The sequence below is a fragment of the Streptomyces sp. NPDC048288 genome (assembly GCF_043201555.1).
Classification (GTDB): Bacteria; Actinomycetota; Actinomycetes; order Streptomycetales; family Streptomycetaceae; genus Streptomyces.
Genome location: NZ_JBICZD010000001.1, coordinates 1,019,653 through 1,037,707, shown reverse-complemented (window position 1 = coordinate 1,037,707; position 18,055 = coordinate 1,019,653). Strand labels below are relative to the sequence as shown.

Here is an 18,055-nt window from a genome sequence, read left to right as displayed (position 1 = left end):
ACGACAACCATGGTTACGACAACGACGAGTACGACAACGACGAGTACGAAGCCCCAGCCCCTCGCCGGACTGCGCGTCCTCGATCTCGCCACGCTCTTCGCGGGGCCGCTCGCCGCCACCCTGCTCGGCGACTTCGGTGCCGAGGTCATCAAGGTCGAGCACCCCGGCAAGCCCGATCCCTCCCGGGGCCACGGCCCGGCCAAGCAGGGTGTCGGCCTGTGGTGGAAGCTGCTCGGCCGCAACAAGCGCGCCATCACCCTCGACCTGTCCAAGCGCGGCGGCCGTGCCACCCTGCTCCGGCTCGCCGCCACCGCGGACGTCATCGTGGAGAACTTCCGTCCGGGCACCCTGGAGAAGTGGGACCTCGGCTGGGCGGAGCTCTCCGCCGCCAACCCCCGCCTGGTCCTGACCCGGGTCACCGCCTTCGGCCAGTTCGGGCCCTACGCCCACCGCCCCGGCTTCGGCACCCTCGCCGAGGCGATGAGCGGCTTCGCGGCGATCACCGGCGAACCGGACGCGCCCCCGGTGCTGCCGCCGTTCGGTCTCGCCGACTCGATCGCGGCGCTGGCGACCGCGTACGCCGTCATGACCGCGCTCGCCGCCCGGGACCGCACCGGCGAGGGCCAGGTCGTCGACATGGCGATCATCGAGCCGATCCTGACCGTCCTCGGCCCCCAGCCCATCTGGTACGACCAGCTCGGTTACGTCCAGGAGCGCACCGGCAACCGGTCCGCCAACAACGCCCCGCGCAACACCTACCGCACGGCGGACGGGGACTGGGTCGCCGTCTCCACCTCGGCCCAGTCGATCGCGGAACGCGTGCTGCGGCTGGTCGGGCGCCCGGAGCTGATCGACGAGCCGTGGTTCGCGACCGGCGCCGGCCGGGCCGCGCACGCCGACGTCCTCGACGCGGCCGTCGGCGACTGGGTGGCCGTGCGCTCCCGTGCCGAGGTGCTGGCCGAGTTCGAGAAGGCCGAGGCGGCGGTGGCGCCCATCCAGGACGTACGGGACGTCATGGAGGACCCGCAGTACCAGGCGCTGGACACGATCACCACGGTCGCCGACCCCGAACTGGGCCCCCTGCGCATGCAGAACGTCCTCTTCCGGCTCTCGGCCACCCCCGGCGCGATCCGCTGGACCGGCCGCCCGCACGGCGCCGACACCGACGAGGTCCTCACCGAACTGGGCCTGACCGAGGCCGAGCGGCAGGCGCTGCGCGCGGAGGGCGCCGTATGACCACCTGCCGCAAGACCACCGCCCCCTTCCCGCTGACCTGGCTGTACGTCCCCGGTGACCGGCCGCATGTGGTCGCCAAGGCGCTGGTCTCCGGCGCGGACGTGGTGGTGATCGACCTGGAGGACGCGGTCGCCCCCGACCGCAAGGACTGCGCCCGCGCCGCCACCGCCGGCCTCCTCGCCCATCCGCAGCCGGTCCCGGTGCACGTCCGGATCAACGGTCTCGACACCCCCTGGGCGCAGGCCGACGTCCAGGCACTGCTCGGCCTTCCCGGTCTCGACGGGCTGCGGCTGCCCAAGGTGGCGAGCCCCGAGGACGTCCGCCACCTCGCCGACCGGACCGCCGCCCTGCCGCTCTACGCCCTCCTCGAATCGGCCCTCGGCATCGAGCACGCCTACGCCATCGCCACCGCCCACCCCGCCCTGCGCGGCATCTCCCTCGGCGAGGCGGACCTGAGGGCCGACCTGGGCGTACGGGACGATCTCGGCCTCGACTGGTGCCGCTCCCGGATCGTGGTCGCCGCCCGGGCGGCGGGGCTCGCCCCGCCGCCCCAGTCGGTCCACCCCGACACCCGCGACCTGGGCGGCCTGGCCGCCTCCTGCGCCCACGGCCGCGCCCTGGGCTTCCTGGGCCGCGCCGCCATCCACCCCCGCCAGCTCCCGATCATCGAACGGGCCTACCTCCCCACCGAGGCGGAAGTGGAACAGGCCGAAACCATCATCAAGGCAGCCACCACGGAACAGGGCGCCCAGGCCCTCCCCGACGGCAGCTTCATCGACGCGGCAGTGGTCGCCACGGCCCGCAGAACCCTCTCCCTGCTCCACCGCCGGTGATCTCGCGGTGCCGGGCTCGCCGTGGCCCGGCGGTCCGCATGCGAAGAGGGCGCCCGGTCGGTCCCGGGCGCCCTCTTCGTCGTATCGCGGCAGGTCAGCTCTTCTTGGTCCCCGACCCGGCCTCGTCCTTGATCTCGTCCTTGGCCTCGTCGGTCTCGTCGACGTCGTCGGTCTTGGCCAGGGGTTCGTCCTCGGAGGGCTCCGCGTCGGGAGCCTCCTCGGCCTCGACGGCCGCGGTCTCGCCGTCGGCCGCGCTGTCACCGTCGGTCTCGGCGTCGGCGGCGGCCGGCTCGACCACCGTCTCCCGGCCCGGCCGCTTCTTCGCGGAGAGCACCATGTACAGCACGGCGAGCAGGAACACGATCATCGCGGTCCAGTCGTTGAGCCGCAGACCGAGGATGTGGTGGGCGTCGTCGACGCGCATGTACTCGATCCAGCCGCGGCCCACGCAGTACGCGGCGACGTACAGCGCGAAAGCCCGCCCGTGGCCCAGCGTGAAGCGTCGGTCGGCCCAGATGACGAGGAAGGCGACGCCGACGCACCACAGCGACTCGTACAGGAAGGTCGGGTGGTAGTAGCCCGGGACCCGGCCGCCCTCGGAGGAGGTGATGTGCAGAGCCCACGGGAGGTGCGTCTCGCGCCCGTACAGCTCCTGGTTGAACCAGTTCCCCCAGCGGCCGCAGGCCTGGGCCAGGGCGATGCCGGGGGCGATGGCGTCGGCGTACGCCGGGAGCGGGATGCCCCGGCGCCGGCAGCCGATCCAGGCGCCCACCGCGCCGAGCGCGATCGCGCCCCAGATACCGAGGCCGCCCTGCCAGACCTTGAACGCGTCGACCCAGTCACGGCCCTCGCTGAAGTACAGCTCGTAGTCCGTGATCACGTGGTAGAGACGCCCGCCGACCAGGCCGAACGGTACGGCCCAGACGGCGATGTCGGCCACGGTGCCGGCCCGCCCGCCCCGGGCGATCCAGCGCTTGTTTCCGAGCCAGACGGCTACGAAGACACCGATGATGATGCAGAACGCGTAGCCGCGCAGCGGGATGGGTCCGAGGTGGATCACTCCGCGCGAAGGGCTGGGAATGTAGGCAAGATATTCCATGGCAGGGTCGACGCTACCGTGCCGGACCGGGCCGACGGCAACCAGCCCGGCTACGGCTCCATAACAGGGGCGTGAGAAACGCTTACCGCCGCCTACCCCTTGTTCGCGTCCTCGACCAGCTGCTTCAGCTTGGCCGGGGTCATCGTCTGGTCCTGGTAGATGTTCTTGCCGTCGAGCAGGACGGTCGGGGTGCCGCCGAACTTGCCGGCCTCGAAGGCCTGGTTGGACTTGACGACCCAGGCGTTGTGCGTGCCGTCATTGACACACTTCTCGAAGGCCGGGGTGACCAGGCCGTCGACCTTGCCGGCCAGCTCGATCAGCTTGGCGTCGCTGGAGAACGCGTCGTCGGTCTCCTTGGGCTGGTTCTCGTACAGCACGTCGTGGAAGTCGCGGAACTTGCCCGCGTCCTGGGCGCAGGCCGCCGCGTTGGCCGCGTGCCGGGAGCCGCTGCCGCCGAGGTTGCCGTCGATCAGCGTGGCCAGGTGGTACTCGATCCTGAGCTTGCCGGAGTCGACCAGCTCGTGGAGCGTCGGACGGTACGCCGTCTCGAAGGCCTGGCAGGCCGGGCAGCGGAAGTCCTCCCAGATGGTGAGCGTCGCCTTGGCGTCGTCCTTGCCGACCGGGATCGCGAGGCTGTCCTTGCCCTGCGCGCCCGAGGGCGCCACGACCGGGCCGGAGCTCTCGCTCTTCTTGTCCTTGCCCGCGTTCGCGGCGACGATGCCGACCACCGCGGCCAGGCCCAGGACGCAGACGACGCTCGCGCCGACGATCAGCGCGCGCCGTCGCCGCTCCGCGGCCTTCTGCTTCTCGCGCTCGGCCGCCAGCCGCTCGCGGGCCATCCGCTTTCCGTCACGATTCTTCTCGCTCACACCCCCAGAACGAACCGGGGAGGCGCACCGCGCCTCCCCGGTCCCAGGTCCACCCGTTCGAGTGACCGAATGTTCTGTCATGCCTGACGTACCCGAAGGTTACGCAGCGGGTCACGCCTGTCCGCGCACGCCCTTCGCCAGGTCCCCGGCCAGCTCGCGCACGGCCGCCACACCGGCCGCGTGGTCCGGCGCGTCCAGCATCCGCTTCACGAAGGCCGACCCGACGATCACCCCGTCGGCGAACCCGGCGACCTCGGCGGCCTGGGTCGCGTCGGAGACGCCGAGGCCGACGCAGACGGGCAGCCCGGTGCCGGTGCCCCGGGTGCGCTCGACCAGGTTCTGGGCCTGCGCGCCGACCGATGCACGCGTACCGGTGACCCCCATCAGGGACGCCGCGTAGACGAAGCCGCTGCCCGCCGCCGTGATCGTGGCGAGCCGCTCGTCCTTGCTGCTCGGCGCCACGACGAAGACCGTCGCGAGGCCGTGCTTCTCGGCGTGCTCCCGCCACAGCGCCGACTCCTGGACCGGCAGGTCGGGCAGGATGCAGCCCGCGCCGCCGGCCTCGGCCAGTTCGGCGGTGAAGCGCTCGACGCCGTAGCGGTCGATGGGGTTCCAGTACGTCATGACGAGGATCGGCCTGCCGGTGGCCTCGTAGGCCTCCTTGACCGTGCGCATCACGTCCGCGATCTTGACGCCGCCGCGCAGGGCGATGTCGTCGGCGGTCTGGATGACCGGGCCGTCCAGGACCGGGTCGCTGTGCGGCAGCCCGACCTCGACGACGTCGGCGCCGCCGTCCAGGACGGCCTTGATCGCCTCGATGCCGCCGTCCACGGTCGGGAACCCGGCCGGGAGGTAGGCGATGAGCGCGGCGCGGCCCTCGGCCTTCGCGCCGGCGAGGGTGTCGTTCAGCAGTTGGATGTTCCCGCTCACTTGGCGTCCCCCTCGATCTCGGCGGTGGCGGTGGTGTCGGCGGCCACCTCGGCGTCGGCGTCGTACAGTCCGAAGTAGCGCGCGGCGGTGTCCATGTCCTTGTCGCCGCGGCCGGACAGGTTGACGACGATCAGCCCGTCCTTGCCGAGTTCCCTGCCGACCTCCAGGGCGCCGGCGAGGGCGTGGGCGCTCTCGATGGCCGGGATGATGCCCTCGGTGCGGGAGAGCAGGCGCAGGGCCTGCATGGCCGCGTCGTCGGTGACCGCGCGGTACTCGCCGCGGCCGGAGTCCTTGAGGTAGGAGTGCTCCGGGCCGATGCCGGGGTAGTCCAGACCGGCGGAGATCGAGTACGGCTCGGTGATCTGGCCCTCGTCGTCCTGGAGGACGTAGGAACGGGAGCCGTGCAGGATGCCGGGCTCGCCGGCGGTGAGGGTGGCCGCGTGCTCGCCGGTCCCGATGCCGTGCCCCGCGGGCTCGCAGCCGATGAGGCGGACGTCCGCGTCGGGGATGAAGGCGTGGAAGAGGCCGATGGCGTTGGAGCCGCCGCCGACGCAGGCGATCGCCGCGTCGGGCAGGCGCCCCGCGCGCTCCAGGATCTGGCGGCGGGCCTCGACGCCGATCACCCGGTGGAAGTCGCGGACCATGGCCGGGAAGGGGTGCGGTCCGGCGACCGTACCGAAGAGGTAGTGGGTGTGGTCGACGTTCGCCACCCAGTCGCGGAACGCCTCGTTGATGGCGTCCTTGAGGGTGCGGCTGCCGGACTTCACGGCGATGACCTCGGCGCCGAGGATCCGCATCCGGGCCACGTTGAGGGCCTGGCGCTGAGTGTCGATCTCGCCCATGTAGATGGTGCAGTCGAGGCCGAACAGCGCGCAGGCGGTGGCGGTGGCGACGCCGTGCTGGCCGGCGCCGGTCTCCGCGATCACCCGGGTCTTGCCCATGCGCTTGGTGAGCAGGGCCTGGCCGAGCACGTTGTTGATCTTGTGCGAGCCGGTGTGGTTCAGGTCCTCGCGCTTGAGGAAGATCCGGGCGCCGCCCGCGTGTTCCGCGAAGCGGGGGACCTCGGTGAGGGAGCTGGGGCGGCCGGTGTAGTGGGCCATCAGGTCGTCGAGCTCGCGGGCGAACTCGGGGTCGTGCTTGGCCTTGTCGTACTCGACGGCGACCTCGTCCACGGCGGCGACGAGGGCCTCCGGGATGAACTTGCCGCCGAATGCGCCGAAGTAGCCCTCGGCGCTGGGCACCTGGCCGGTGGGGTCAGGGAAGAAGAAATCGCTGGGCATGCCGATACCTCACGGTGAGTGCCGATGAAAAAACACTGTTCGCCGTGGGGGCGGGGGTGTGTTCGTGACTGCGGGCCGTCAGTGGCTTGTCGCGCAGTTCCCCGCGCCCCTAAAGGGGCGCTGCCATCGGCGGCCGTTGACCTGGCCGGGTTCGTCGCCGATGACGTAGCGGACGCGGCGGCCGTGGATTCGGCGGGCCGGGGCGCGGCAACCGCGGGGCCGGCAGCCGCGCGCGAGGCGGGCGTACCGGTCCACTGTCGTCGTCACCGTGAGAGTCATCGGGATCAGCCTAGCGGGTGATCAGGGGCGGCCGTGCCGGAGCGCGGGGTGTTCGCCCGCCGCCACCAGGTCGGCCACCGCCGCCTTGGGGTCGCGGCCGGTGACCAGGGACTCGCCGACCAGGACGGCGTCGGCGCCGGCGTTGGCGTAGGCGATCAGGTCGTGCGGGCCGCGGACGCCGGACTCGGCGATCTTGACGATGTGGTCGGGGATCTCCGGGGCGACCCGCTCGAAGGTGGTGCGGTCGACCTCCAGGGTCTTCAGGTTGCGCGCGTTGACGCCGATCACCTTGGCGCCCGCGTCCACCGCGCGCTCGACCTCGTCCTCGTCGTGGACCTCCACGATCGGGGTGAGGCCGATGGACTCGGCACGCTCGATCAGCGACTCCAGGGCCGGCTGGTCGAGGGCGGCGACGATCAGCAGCGCGAGGTCGGCGCCGTACGCGCGGGCCTCCCACAGCTGGTACGACGTGACGATGAAGTCCTTGCGCAGCACCGGGATGTCCACCCGGGCCCGGACCGCCTCCAGGTCGGCCAGCGAGCCGCCGAAGCGGCGCTGCTCGGTCAGGACCGAGATGACGGCCGCGCCGCCCGCCTCGTAGTCCGCGGCGAGCCCGGCCGGGTCGGCGATCGCGGCCAGCGCGCCCTTGGACGGGCTGGAGCGCTTGACCTCACAGATGACCTTGACGCCCTCACCACGCAGCGCGGCCACACCGTCCTTGGCGGCGGGCGCCTTCGCCGCGCGCTCCTTGAGCTCGTCGAGGCTGACGCGCGCCTGCCGTTCCGCGAGGTCGGCACGGACTCCGTCGATGATCTCGTCGAGCACACTCACGCGAGCGGCCCCCTTCCGGACGGTTCTTTCCAGCGGTCACATCCCATGGGTCCGAAAACTCATGGTCACCTGCGATGGTATCCGCAGGACGGCACTGGTCTCGCATCGAGTTGACGCCGGTCCCACTACCTGGACGTTCGCCAGTTGATCAAGGATGCAACCAGCCACCGAACGGCAGGTTCCGGACAACGGTGAAGACCAGCACCAACGCGCCCAGCGTCCACATCAGCGCCGGCCTGAGCACGATCCGGGCGGGCCGGCCGCGCACCGCGCGCACCACCCAGACGGTCCACACGACGGCGAAGGCCAGATAGGCGACCACACCGGCGGCGTTGTCCCGCAGCGCGGCCAGGAGATCCCCGTGGACGAACGCGTGCGCGCTGCGCAGGCCGCCGCAGCCGGGGCAGTACAGGCCGGTGAACCGGTACAGCGGGCAGACCGGGTAGTGGCCGGGCTGGTTGGGGTCGACGGTCCCGACGTAGGCGAAGGCACCGACGACCGCGCCCAGCACGGAGACGGGCACGGCGAGCCTGCCCCGCAGGGAGGGCATCGCCGGCGGGACGGCTGCGCGCTGGATGTCGGCGTTCACGCCTCGCATTGTGCCCCGTACCGTCGGCACACGCGCGTGAGGGGCACCCCCGATCTCTCGGGGGTGCCCCTCAGAAAGCCTCGCGGGTCAGCTCTCGGCGCCGACCGGCTCGCGGGTGGCGGCGGCCGGCGTGGTGTAGGAGAGCGCGGCGGCCTGCTTCGGCTGGCCGAGACCCATGGAGCGCATGATCATGCCGACCACACCGCCGAGGACCACGATCACCATGCCGGCCCAGAAGCCGAGCGGCTGGGCCATCACCATGAAGGCGCCCGCGACGCAGAAACCGATGAAGGCGATGGTGACGCCGGTCCAGGCGGCCGGGGTGTGACCGTGGCTGCTGCCCGCCATGACTTGCTCCTCGTTGCTCGTACGTGTCCTTCCGGACGCTCGTCCTCCATTGTCCCGTACGAGCACCCGTGCCGGACGCGGGGGTGGCGTCTGATTCGCCACATCGACTGAACCGCCCCTGAAAGGGGCGCGGGGCTGTGTTCGATATGCGGCTCCGCCGCGTGGGCGCGACCAGCCCCCACCCACCCGCAGACGACCGACAACCCGTTCTCGGTCTCACGCCCCCGTAGGGTCCTCGCCCCGGTCCAGCGCCTTCCAGATGTCCTCGGGCCGGTCCGGATCCACCGGCTTCGGCGCCCGGCGCGGCCGCTCCGCCCCCGTACCCCGCTCGTAACGCCCGGACATCGCGGGCCACAGCCGCCCGTACCGCAGCGCCAGCAACCCCGCGACCAGGATCAGCGCACCGCCGGCCGCGGCGACGTACGGCCAGCCGGTGTGGCTGAGCGCGGCGACCGTCGCGGAGGTGTCACCGCTGGCCTGCGCGGCCTTCTCGTCGAGCGCGGAGTCGTCGGAGGCGCCCAGCAGCGCCGCGGCGAGGATGCCGGCGCCGGAGAGCGCGAGCAGCCCGGAGACCACGAAGCGGCCGGCCCTGCGGACGGCGAAGACGGCGACGAGCGCGGCGAGGCCCACTATGGCGAGGGCCGCGGGGACGCCCGTGACGTCGCTGCCCTTGGCGGTCAGCGGGAAGTCGCCGCCGGCCACCGTCGCGGTGCCCTCGGCCCAGCGCTGCCGGGTGGACAGCAGGGCCACGGCCGCGCCGAGCGCGCCGAACAGCAGAGCCACGGCAAGGCTGCGGCGGCCGGAGCGCTCGGGTGCGGCGGCTTCGGATGAGGGGTGAGGAACAGCAGTCACGTACTCCACTATCGCCTGAACCCCGGGCGAACGGTCACCCGGGGTCGCGTGAGAAGCGCCCCACTCGCCCCTACTCGCCCTGCGCGCCCAGTCTGTTGGCCGTGTGCACGGCCCGCAGGACCGCCGCCGCCTTGTTGCGGCACTCCTGGTCCTCGGCGACCGGGTTGGAGTCGGCGACGATACCGGCGCCTGCCTGCACATACGCCGTGCCGTCCCGCAGCAGGGCGGTGCGGATGGCGATGGCGGTGTCGGAGTCGCCGGCGAAGTCGAGGTAGCCGACGCAGCCGCCGTACAGCCCCCTTCGGGACGGCTCCAGTTCGTCGATGATCTGCATGGCCCGGGGCTTGGGGGCGCCGGAGAGGGTGCCGGCCGGGAAGCAGGCGGTGAGGACGTCGAAGGCGGTGCGGCCCTCGGCGACCTTTCCGGTGACCGTCGAGACGATGTGCATGACGTGCGAGTACCGCTCGACGGACATGAAGTCGACGACCTCGACGGAGCCGGGCTCGCAGACCCGGCCCAGGTCGTTGCGCCCGAGGTCGACGAGCATCAGGTGCTCGGCGCGCTCCTTGGGGTCGGCCATCAGCTCGTCGGCGAGGGCCTGGTCCTCCTGCGGGGTGGCCCCGCGCGGGCGGGTGCCGGCGATGGGGTGCACCATGGCCTGCCCCGCCTCGACCTTGACGAGCGCCTCCGGGCTGGATCCCACGACGTCGAAGCCGTCGAAGCGGAAGAGGTACATGTACGGCGACGGGTTGGTGGCCCGCAGGACGCGGTAGACGTCCAGCGCGCTCGCCGTGCACGGCGTCTCGAAGCGCTGGGAGGGGACGACCTGGAAGGCCTCGCCCGCGCGGATGCGCTCCTTGATGTCCTCGACGGCGACCTGGAAGTCGGGGCCGCCCCACAGGGCGGTGTACTCGGGGAGTTCGGAGGGCGGCAGGACGGCGGGCGGCTGGGCGACCGCGCGGGAGAGGTCCCGCTCCATCGCGTCCAGCCGGGCCACGGCGTCGGCGTGGGCCTCGTCGACGCCCGTGTCGAGGTCGTTGTGGTTGATCGCGTTGGCGATCAGCAGGACCGAGCCCTCCCAGTGGTCCATGACGGCCAGGTCGCTGGTGAGGAGCATGGTCAGCTCGGGGAGCCGGAGATCGTCGTGCTCGCCCGGGCCGATCTTCTCCAGGCGGCGCACGATGTCGTAGCCGAGGTAGCCGACCATGCCGCCGGTGAAGGGCGGGAGGTCCTGGTCGTGCGGGGTGTGCAGGGCCTCGATGGTGGCGCGCAGGGCGGCCAGCGGGTCGCCCTCGACCGGGACGCCGACGGGCGGGGCGCCGAGCCAGTGGGCCTGGCCGTCCCGGGCGGTGAGGGTGGCCGAGGAGCGGACGCCCACGAAGGAGTACCGAGACCATTGATACGCCGTGCGGCCGTTCTCGGCGGACTCCAGCAGGAAGGTGCCGGGGCGCTCGGCGGCGAGCTTGCGGTAGAGCGCGACCGGGGTGTCGCCGTCGGCGAGGAGCTTGCGGGTGACCGGGATGACGCGCCGGTCGGTCGCCAGCTTGCGGAAGGTCTCGAGGTCCATGGCGGCAGACCTTACTGATCCGAGGCGGGGGTGCCGGGACCGGCGCCCTCGTGGGCGTGCTCGACGTCCTTGAGGAGCACGTCGGCGTCGAAGCAGGTGCGGTCGCCGGTGTGGCAGGCGGCGCCCACCTGGTCGACCTTGACCAGCAGGGTGTCGGCGTCGCAGTCGAGCGCGACCGACTTGACCCACTGGAAGTGGCCGGAGGTGTCGCCCTTGACCCAGTACTCCCGGCGGCTGCGCGACCAGTAGGTACAGCGGCCGGTGGTGAGGGTCCGGTGCAGCGCCTCGTCGTCCATCCAGCCGAGCATCAGCACCTCGCCGGTGTCGTACTGCTGGGCGATGGCGGGCAGGAGGCCGTCGGCGCTGCGCTTGAGGCGGGCGGCGATCTCCGGGGCGAGGCCACTGGACGGGGGGGTACCCGTCGTACCGGTCGTACTGGTCATGGGTGCCATTGTGCCGCGCCGCACCGACAGTCACGGTCCGTGTCCACTGTCCGGACGCTGGGTGTGGCCGTAGGCTGGCGGTATGTCGACCTTCGCCAAGCGTGAACGGCTTCTGCTCGCCGACCTCTTGGAGACCGCCGGTCCCGAGGCGCCGACCCTCTGCGAGGGCTGGCTGACCCGTGATCTGGCCGCGCACGTGGTGGTGCGCGAGCGCCGGCCGGACGCGGCCGGGGGCACCCTGATCAAGCAGCTCGCGCCGCGCCTGGAGAAGGTGATGGCGGAGTTCGCCGCGAAGCCGTACGAGGAGCTGATCCAGCTGATCCGTACCGGCCCGCCGCGGTTCTCACCCTTCCAGCTCAAGCAGGTCGACGAGGCGGCCAACACGGTGGAGTTCTACGTCCACACGGAGGACGTCCGCCGGGCCCAGCCGGACTGGTCGGCGCGCGAGCTGGACCCCGTCTTCCAGGACGCCCTGTGGGCGCGGCTGGAGCGCACCGCGCGGCTGCTGGGCCGGGGGGTGCCGACCGGTCTCGTCCTGCGCCGCCCGGACGGCCAGACGGCGGTCGCGCACCGGGGCGCCCCCGTGGTGACGGTGACGGGCGAGCCCTCCGAGCTGCTGATGTTCGCCTTCGGCCGGCAGAACGCGGCGAAGGTCGAGGTGGACGGCGACGAGAACGCGATCGCCAAGCTGCACGACTCCAGGCAGCTGGGCATCTGAGGAGCACACCGTGATCAAGGTCGCGATGACGAGTGTCTACGTCGACGACGTGACCCGGGCGCACGCCTTCTACACCGATGTCCTCGGCTTCGAGACCCGCACCCGCCTCGACCTGGGCGGCGGCACCCTGTTCGTCACGGTCGGCGCGCCGGACGGCGCCCAGCAGGACCTCCAGCTGCTCCTGGAGCCCGGCCAGGGCCCCATCGCGGAGCCGTACCGCAAGGCCGTCTACGAGGCGGGGCTCCCGGCGATCGTCTTCTCGGTGGACGACATCCACACGGAGTACGAGCGGCTGCGCGCCCTCGGTGTCCGGTTCGCGCACGAGCCGCAGGAGCAGGGCCCGGTGATCGCGGCCGTCCTGGACGACACGGTCGGCAACCTGATCCAGCTGGCCCAGCCGAAGGGCTGACCGGCTAGCGCACGGGGTGCCCGGCGTCCCGCAGCGCCTGCTTCACCTCGCCGATGCGCAGGTCGCCGAAGTGGAAGACGGAGGCCGCGAGGACCGCGTCCGCGCCCGCGCCGACGGCCGGGGCGAAGTCGGCCAGCTTGCCGGCCCCGCCGGAGGCGATGACCGGGACCGTGACGTGCTTGCGGACGGCCGTGATCATCTCCAGGTCGTAGCCGTCCTTGGTGCCGTCCGCGTCCATGGAGTTGAGCAGGATCTCGCCGGCGCCGAGTTCGGCGGCCCGGTGGGCCCACTCGACCGCGTCGATGCCGGTGCCGCGGCGCCCGCCGTGGGTGGTGACCTCGAAGGAGCCCGCCTCGGTGCGGCGGGCGTCGACGGAGAGGACCAGTACCTGGCGGCCGAAGCGCTCCGCGATCTCACGGATGAGGTCGGGGCGGGCGATCGCCGCCGTGTTGACGCCCACCTTGTCGGCGCCGGCCCGCAGCAGCTTGTCGACGTCCTCGGCGGTACGCACACCGCCGCCCACCGTCAGCGGGATGAACACCTGCTCGGCGGTGCGGCGCACCACGTCGTAGGTGGTCTCCCGGTTGCCGGAGGACGCGGTGATGTCCAGGAAGGTCAGCTCGTCGGCGCCTTCCGCGTCGTACACCTTGGCCATCTCGACCGGGTCGCCCGCGTCGCGCAGGTTCTGGAAGTTGACACCCTTGACGACCCGGCCGTTGTCCACGTCCAGGCAGGGGATGACTCGGACCGCCAGGGTCATGAATCCACGGCTCCTCTGTATGCCTCGTATGCCTCTAGCCCCGGAAGGCTTCCAGTTCGACTTCGACCAGGATGCGCGGGTCGACGAAGCCCTCCACCACCAGCAGGGTGGACACCGGGCGCACCCCGTCGAAGATCTCCTTGTGGGCCCGGCCCACCGCGTCCACGTCCCGGACGTGGGTCAGGTACATCCGCGTGCGGATCACCGACTCGGGTCCGAGCCCGAACTCGGCGATCGCCTCCAGGGCCGCGGTGAACGCCACCTTGGCCTGCTCGTACGGGTCGCCCTCCCCGTACAGCACCGTGCCCTTGAAGGACGTCGTACCGCCCACCACGACCCGGTCGCCCGCCGCCACGGCGCGTGCGAAACCGAAGGACTCTTCCCAGGGACTTCCGCTCTGCGCACGTCGTACGGCATCGGACGTCATGACGAGACAGCCTCCAGTGCTTCTTCCAAGGTGAACGCCTTGGCGTACAGCGCCTTGCCGACGATGGCGCCCTCGACACCGAGGGGTACCAGTTCGGCCAGCGCGCGGAGGTCGTCGAGCGACGACACGCCGCCGGAGGCCACGACCGGCCGGTCCGTCGCCGCGCAGACGTTGCGCAGCAGCTCCAGGTTCGGGCCCTGGAGGGTGCCGTCCTTGGCGATGTCGGTGACGACGTAGCGCGCGCAGCCCTCCTGGTCGAGGCGGGCCAGCGTCTCGTAGAGGTCGCCGCCGTCCCGGGTCCAGCCGCGGCCGCGGAGGGTGGTGCCCTTGACGTCCAGGCCGACCGCGATCTTGTCGCCGTGCTCGGCGATGACCTTGGCGACCCACTCCGGGGTCTCCAGGGCGGCCGTGCCGAGGTTGACCCGGGTGCAGCCGGTGGCGAGGGCGGCGGCCAGGGTGGCGTCGTCGCGGATGCCGCCGGAGAGCTCGACCTTGATGTCCATGGCGTGGGTGACCTCGGCGACCAGCGCGCGGTTGTCGCCGGTGCCGAACGCGGCGTCCAGGTCGACCAGGTGGAGCCACTCGGCGCCCGACGCCTGCCAGGAGAGGGCGGCTTCGAGGGGGGAGCCGTAGGAGGTCTCGGTTCCCGACTCGCCGTGCACGAGGCGGACGGCCTGGCCGTCGCGGACGTCGACGGCGGGGAGGAGTTCGAGCTTGCTCACAGTGTTCCGATCCAGTTGGTGAGGAGCTGGGCGCCGGCGTCGCCGGACTTCTCGGGGTGGAACTGCGTGGCCCACAGGGCGCCGTTCTCGACGGCGGCCACGAACGGCTTGCCGTGCGTGGACCAGGTGACGAGCGGGGCCCGCATCGAGGCGTTGTGCGTCTCCAGCGACCAGTCCTGGACGGCGTAGGAGTGCACGAAGTAGAACCGCGCGTCGGTGTCCAGGCCGGCGAAGAGGGCCGAGCCGGGCGCCGCGTCCACGGTGTTCCAGCCCATGTGGGGCACGATCTCGGCCTGGAGCGGCTCGACCGAGCCGGGCCACTCGTCGAGGCCCTCGGTCTCCACGCCGTGCTCGATGCCGCGCGCGAACAGGATCTGCATGCCGACGCAGATGCCCATGACCGGCCGTCCGCCGGACAGCCGGCGGTCGATGATCCAGTCCCCGCGGGCCTCCTTGAGGCCCCGCATGCAGGCGGCGAAGGCGCCGACACCCGGCACCAGCAGCCCGTCCGCGTTCATGGCCCGGTCGAAGTCACGGGTGATCTCGACGTCGGCCCCGGTGCGGGCGAGGGCGCGCTCGGCGGACCGGACGTTGCCGAAGCCGTAGTCGAAGACGACGACCTTCTTGGAGGATCCGCTCAATTCCACACCTCCAGCCTCACGACACCCGCCACCAGGCACATCGCGGCACCGATCGAGAGCAGCACGATCAGGCTGGTGGGCATCTTCTGCTTGACGAAGGAGATGATTCCGCCGACCAGGAAGAGGCCGACGACGATCAGTACGGTGGACAGACCGGTCATGGCTTTACAGCGCGCCCTTCGTCGAGGGGAGGATGCCGGCCGCGCGCGGGTCGCGCTCGGAGGCGTAGCGCAGCGCCCGTGCCAGCGCCTTGAACTGGCACTCCACGATGTGGTGCGCGTTGCGTCCGTAGGGCACGTGCACGTGCAGGGCGATCTGTGCCTGGGCCACGAAGGACTCCAGGATGTGCCGGGTCATGGTGGTGTCGTACTCGCCGATCATCGGCGCCATCTTCTCGGGCTCGGTGTGCACGAGGTACGGGCGGCCGCTCAGGTCCACGGTCACCTGGGCGAGGGACTCGTCGAGCGGGACCGTGCAGTTGCCGAACCGGTAGATCCCCACCTTGTCGCCGAGGGCCTGCTTGAAGGCGGCGCCGAGGGCGAGGGCGGTGTCCTCGATGGTGTGGTGCGAGTCGATGTGCAGGTCGCCGTCGGTCTTGACGGTGAGGTCGAACAGACCGTGCCGGCCGAGCTGGTCGAGCATGTGGTCGTAGAAGCCGACGCCGGTCTTGATGTCGGTCTTGCCGGTGCCGTCGAGGTCGATCTCGACGAGGACCGAGGTCTCCTTGGTGGTGCGCTCCACGCGCCCTACGCGGGTCATGCGTCCAGCTCCTTCTTGACTTCACGTACCGCGTCGAGGAACGCGTCGTTCTCTTCGGGGGTTCCGGCGGACACCCGCAGGAAGCCGGGCACACCGTTGTCCCGGACGAGGACGCCCCGGTCGAGGATCTTCTGCCAGACGGCGTGCGGCTCCTCGAACCGGCCGAACTGCACGAAGTTCGCGTCGGACTCGGTGACCTCGAACCCGGCCGCCCGCAACTCGGCGACCAGCCGGTCCCGCTCGGCCTTCAGCTGCTCCACGTACTTCAGCAGCGTGTCGGTGTGCTCCAGGGCGGCCAGCGCGGTCGCCTGGGTGATCGCCGACAGGTGGTACGGCAGCCGTACGAGCTGGACGGCGTCCACCACCGCGGGGTGCGCGGCGAGGTAGCCGAGGCGCAGGCCGGCCGCGCCGAAGGCCTTCGACATGGTCCGGGAGACGACGAGATTCGGCCGTCCTTCGAGCAGCGGCAGCAGCGAGGCGCCGTGGCTGAACTCGATGTAGGCCTCGTCGACGACGACGATCGCCCCGGCGGTCGCGGCCTTGGCGGCCTGGGCGGCCTCGTAGAGCGCGAGGACCGTCTCGGGCGGCACCGCGTTGCCCGTGGGGTTGTTGGGGGTGGTGATGAAGACGACGTCCGGCTTGTGCTCGGCGATGGCCGCCGAGGCGGCCTCGACGTCGAGGGTGAAGTCCTCGTCGCGCGGGCCGGAGATCCAGCGCGTGCCGGTGCCGCGCGAGATGAGCGCGTGCATCGAGTACGACGGCTCGAAACCGATCGCGCTGCGGCCCGGTCCGCCGAAGGTCTGCAGCAGCTGCTGGATGACCTCGTTGGAGCCGTTGGCCGCCCACACGTTCTCGATGGAGAGCGGGTGGTCGCCGGTCTTCGTCAGGTATTTGGCCAGCTCGGTGCGGAGCTGGACCGCGTCCCGGTCGGGGTAGCGGTTCAGGTCGCGGGCGGCCTCGCGCACCCGCTCCGTGATCCGCTCGACCAGCGGCTCGGGCAGCGGGTAGGGGTTCTCGTTGGTGTTCAGCCGTACGGGGACGTCCAGTTGGGGCGCGCCGTAGGGGGACTTGCCGCGCAGCTCGTCCCGTACGGGGAGATCGTCGATGCCGGTCACTTGCCTTCAGGAACCTTCCACCCGAAACGAGCCTTGATCGCCGCGCCGTGCGCGGGCAGGTCCTCCGCCTCCGCCAGCGTGACCACGTGGTGCGCGACGTCGGCCAGCGCGTCCCTGGTGTAGTCGACGATGTGGATGCCGCGCAGGAAGGACTGCACGGACAGGCCGGAGGAGTGGCAGGCGCAGCCGCCGGTGGGCAGCACGTGGTTGGACCCGGCGGCGTAGTCGCCCAGCGACACCGGCGCCCAGGGCCCGATGAAGATCGCGCCCGCGTTGCGGACCCGGTCGGCCACGGCGGCGGCGTCGGCCGTCTGGATCTCCAGGTGCTCGGCGCCGTACGCGTCGACGACCCTGAGGCCCTCCTCGACGCCGTCGACCAGGACGATCGCGGACTGCCGGCCGTTCAGGGCGGGGACGATCCGGTCGTCGATGTGCTTGGTGGCCGCGACCTGCGGCGCCAGCTCCTTCTCGACCGCGTCCGCGAGGTCCACCGAGTCGGTGACCAGGACGGCGGCGGCCAGCGGGTCGTGCTCGGCCTGGCTGATCAGGTCGGCGGCGACGTGCACCGGGTCGGCGGTGGCGTCCGCGAGGACCGCGATCTCGGTCGGGCCGGCCTCGGCGTCGATGCCGATCTTCCCGGTGAAGTAGCGCTTGGCGGCGGCGACCCAGATGTTGCCGGGGCCGGTGACCATGTCGGCGGGCGGGCAGGACTCGGTGCCGTACGCGAACATCGCGACGGCGGTGGCGCCGCCGGCCGCGTACACCTCGTCGACGCCGAGCAGGGCGCAGGCGGCGAGGATCGTCGGGTGCGGCAGTCCGCCGAACTCCGCCTGCGCCGGGGAGGCGAGCGCGATCGACTCGACGCCGGCCTCCTGCGCGGGCACCACGTTCATGATCACGGAGGACGGGTAGACCGACCGGCCGCCGGGCGCGTACAGCCCGACCCGGTCGACGGGCACCCACTTCTCGGTCACGGACCCGCCGGGCACGACCTGGGTCGTGTGGGTCGTACGACGCTGCTCGCGGTGGACGAGACGGGCGCGCCGGATGGACTCCTCCAGGGCCGCGCGCACCGCCGGGTCGAGCTCCGCCAGGGCCTTCTCGATCGCCTGGGCGGGCACCCGCACCTGCTCCAGGGTGACCCCGTCGAACTTCTCGGCGAAGTCGATCAGCGCCGCGTCGCCCCGATGATGCACGGCCTCGCAGATCGGACGCACCTTCTCCAGGGCGGCCGAGACGTCGAAGTCGGCTCGGGGCAGCAGGTCGCGCAGGGCGGGTCCCTCGGGGAGGGCGTCGCCGCGCAGATCGATTCGGGAGATCACGGAATCAATTCTCTCAGACGGCACTC

At 71.8% G+C, this 18,055-nt stretch carries 23 protein-coding genes; 4 read left to right on the top strand and 19 right to left on the bottom strand.

The window, feature by feature from the left end:
- Positions 1 to 9 precede the first annotated feature (9 nt).
- Both ACGFZS_RS04615 and ACGFZS_RS04610 read left to right on the top strand, forming a co-directional pair.
- Complete coding sequence (locus tag ACGFZS_RS04615) at positions 10 to 1,236, top strand: CaiB/BaiF CoA transferase family protein (RefSeq protein WP_393793854.1); 1,227 nt, start codon at positions 10 to 12, stop codon at positions 1,234 to 1,236.
- On the top strand, positions 1,233 to 2,069 hold the full coding sequence (locus ACGFZS_RS04610) for an HpcH/HpaI aldolase/citrate lyase family protein (protein ID WP_393793853.1): 837 nt from the start codon (positions 1,233 to 1,235) through the stop codon (positions 2,067 to 2,069). Before ACGFZS_RS04615 ends, ACGFZS_RS04610 begins: the two co-directional genes overlap by 4 nt.
- 94 nt (positions 2,070 to 2,163) lie before the next feature.
- Here the strand turns inward: ACGFZS_RS04610 and lgt are convergent, their stop codons facing one another.
- From lgt to hisI, 11 genes are all read right to left on the bottom strand, one after another.
- On the bottom strand, positions 2,164 to 3,168 hold the full coding sequence (gene lgt / locus ACGFZS_RS04605; RefSeq protein WP_393793852.1) for a prolipoprotein diacylglyceryl transferase: 1,005 nt from the start codon (positions 3,166 to 3,168) through the stop codon (positions 2,164 to 2,166).
- Positions 3,169 to 3,260: 92 nt separating this feature from the next.
- Positions 3,261 to 4,037, bottom strand: coding sequence for a DsbA family protein (locus ACGFZS_RS04600; protein WP_393793851.1), 777 nt, complete (start codon positions 4,035 to 4,037; stop codon positions 3,261 to 3,263).
- Between the two features lie 111 nt (positions 4,038 to 4,148).
- Positions 4,149 to 4,967: a tryptophan synthase subunit alpha gene (gene trpA / locus ACGFZS_RS04595; RefSeq protein ID WP_393793850.1), complete on the bottom strand. Its 819-nt coding sequence runs from the start codon at positions 4,965 to 4,967 to the stop codon at positions 4,149 to 4,151.
- Entirely contained in the window at positions 4,964 to 6,247 is a 1,284-nt protein-coding gene (gene trpB, locus ACGFZS_RS04590) for a tryptophan synthase subunit beta (protein ID WP_393793849.1), read from the bottom strand. Before trpB ends, trpA begins: the two co-directional genes overlap by 4 nt.
- Positions 6,248 to 6,325: 78 nt before the next feature.
- Positions 6,326 to 6,526, bottom strand: coding sequence for a tryptophan biosynthesis modulator TrpM (trpM, locus tag ACGFZS_RS04585; RefSeq protein ID WP_393793848.1), 201 nt, complete (start codon positions 6,524 to 6,526; stop codon positions 6,326 to 6,328).
- 21 nt (positions 6,527 to 6,547) lie between these two features.
- A complete protein-coding gene (gene trpC, locus ACGFZS_RS04580) occupies positions 6,548 to 7,357 on the bottom strand; it encodes an indole-3-glycerol phosphate synthase TrpC (protein ID WP_365680438.1) in 810 nt (269 codons plus the stop codon).
- 148 nt (positions 7,358 to 7,505) lie between these two features.
- On the bottom strand, positions 7,506 to 7,955 hold the full coding sequence (locus tag ACGFZS_RS04575; RefSeq protein ID WP_393793847.1) for a DUF2752 domain-containing protein: 450 nt from the start codon (positions 7,953 to 7,955) through the stop codon (positions 7,506 to 7,508).
- A gap of 78 nt (positions 7,956 to 8,033) precedes the next feature.
- Positions 8,034 to 8,294 carry an HGxxPAAW family protein gene (locus ACGFZS_RS04570; protein ID WP_355707993.1) on the bottom strand — a complete coding sequence of 87 codons (261 nt, stop codon included), beginning with the start codon at positions 8,292 to 8,294 and terminating at the stop codon, positions 8,034 to 8,036.
- A gap of 216 nt (positions 8,295 to 8,510) precedes the next feature.
- Complete coding sequence (locus ACGFZS_RS04565; RefSeq protein WP_365680433.1) at positions 8,511 to 9,155, bottom strand: TIGR02234 family membrane protein; 645 nt, start codon at positions 9,153 to 9,155, stop codon at positions 8,511 to 8,513.
- Positions 9,156 to 9,216: 61 nt separating this feature from the next.
- Complete coding sequence (locus ACGFZS_RS04560) at positions 9,217 to 10,713, bottom strand: anthranilate synthase component I (protein ID WP_393655398.1); 1,497 nt, start codon at positions 10,711 to 10,713, stop codon at positions 9,217 to 9,219.
- A gap of 11 nt (positions 10,714 to 10,724) precedes the next feature.
- Positions 10,725 to 11,165, bottom strand: a complete 441-nt coding sequence (gene hisI, locus ACGFZS_RS04555) for a phosphoribosyl-AMP cyclohydrolase (protein WP_393793846.1) — start codon at positions 11,163 to 11,165, stop codon at positions 10,725 to 10,727.
- A 73-nt stretch (positions 11,166 to 11,238) separates the two neighbouring features.
- Between hisI and ACGFZS_RS04550 the strand changes: the two genes are divergently transcribed.
- Together ACGFZS_RS04550 and ACGFZS_RS04545 are read left to right on the top strand one after the other, a co-directional pair.
- Entirely contained in the window at positions 11,239 to 11,874 is a 636-nt protein-coding gene (locus ACGFZS_RS04550; RefSeq protein WP_355707985.1) for a TIGR03085 family metal-binding protein, read from the top strand.
- Between the two features lie 10 nt (positions 11,875 to 11,884).
- Complete coding sequence (locus tag ACGFZS_RS04545; RefSeq protein ID WP_393655396.1) at positions 11,885 to 12,283, top strand: VOC family protein; 399 nt, start codon at positions 11,885 to 11,887, stop codon at positions 12,281 to 12,283.
- Between the two features lie 4 nt (positions 12,284 to 12,287).
- Here ACGFZS_RS04545 and hisF read toward each other — a convergent pair whose 3' ends face one another.
- Genes hisF through hisD form a run of 8 tightly spaced genes read right to left on the bottom strand, consistent with a single transcriptional unit; the run spans position 12,288 to position 18,029 of the window.
- Complete coding sequence (gene hisF / locus ACGFZS_RS04540; RefSeq protein ID WP_355707982.1) at positions 12,288 to 13,043, bottom strand: imidazole glycerol phosphate synthase subunit HisF; 756 nt, start codon at positions 13,041 to 13,043, stop codon at positions 12,288 to 12,290.
- 34 nt (positions 13,044 to 13,077) lie between these two features.
- Positions 13,078 to 13,470 carry a RidA family protein gene (locus tag ACGFZS_RS04535; RefSeq protein ID WP_359209716.1) on the bottom strand — a complete coding sequence of 131 codons (393 nt, stop codon included), beginning with the start codon at positions 13,468 to 13,470 and terminating at the stop codon, positions 13,078 to 13,080.
- Entirely contained in the window at positions 13,467 to 14,192 is a 726-nt protein-coding gene (gene priA, locus ACGFZS_RS04530; protein WP_393793845.1) for a bifunctional 1-(5-phosphoribosyl)-5-((5-phosphoribosylamino)methylideneamino)imidazole-4-carboxamide isomerase/phosphoribosylanthranilate isomerase PriA, read from the bottom strand. Before priA ends, ACGFZS_RS04535 begins: the two co-directional genes overlap by 4 nt.
- Complete coding sequence (gene hisH, locus ACGFZS_RS04525) at positions 14,189 to 14,839, bottom strand: imidazole glycerol phosphate synthase subunit HisH (protein WP_393793844.1); 651 nt, start codon at positions 14,837 to 14,839, stop codon at positions 14,189 to 14,191. The genes priA and hisH overlap by 4 nt, the downstream gene beginning before the upstream one ends.
- Positions 14,830 to 14,994, bottom strand: a complete 165-nt coding sequence (locus ACGFZS_RS04520) for a hypothetical protein (RefSeq protein WP_351325110.1) — start codon at positions 14,992 to 14,994, stop codon at positions 14,830 to 14,832. The genes hisH and ACGFZS_RS04520 overlap by 10 nt, the downstream gene beginning before the upstream one ends.
- A gap of 4 nt (positions 14,995 to 14,998) precedes the next feature.
- A complete protein-coding gene (gene hisB, locus ACGFZS_RS04515; protein WP_133028294.1) occupies positions 14,999 to 15,592 on the bottom strand; it encodes an imidazoleglycerol-phosphate dehydratase HisB in 594 nt (197 codons plus the stop codon).
- On the bottom strand, positions 15,589 to 16,707 hold the full coding sequence (locus ACGFZS_RS04510) for a histidinol-phosphate transaminase (RefSeq protein WP_393793843.1): 1,119 nt from the start codon (positions 16,705 to 16,707) through the stop codon (positions 15,589 to 15,591). Before ACGFZS_RS04510 ends, hisB begins: the two co-directional genes overlap by 4 nt.
- Positions 16,704 to 18,029: a histidinol dehydrogenase gene (hisD, locus tag ACGFZS_RS04505; RefSeq protein WP_393793842.1), complete on the bottom strand. Its 1,326-nt coding sequence runs from the start codon at positions 18,027 to 18,029 to the stop codon at positions 16,704 to 16,706. Before hisD ends, ACGFZS_RS04510 begins: the two co-directional genes overlap by 4 nt.
- Positions 18,030 to 18,055: the final 26 nt, after the last annotated feature.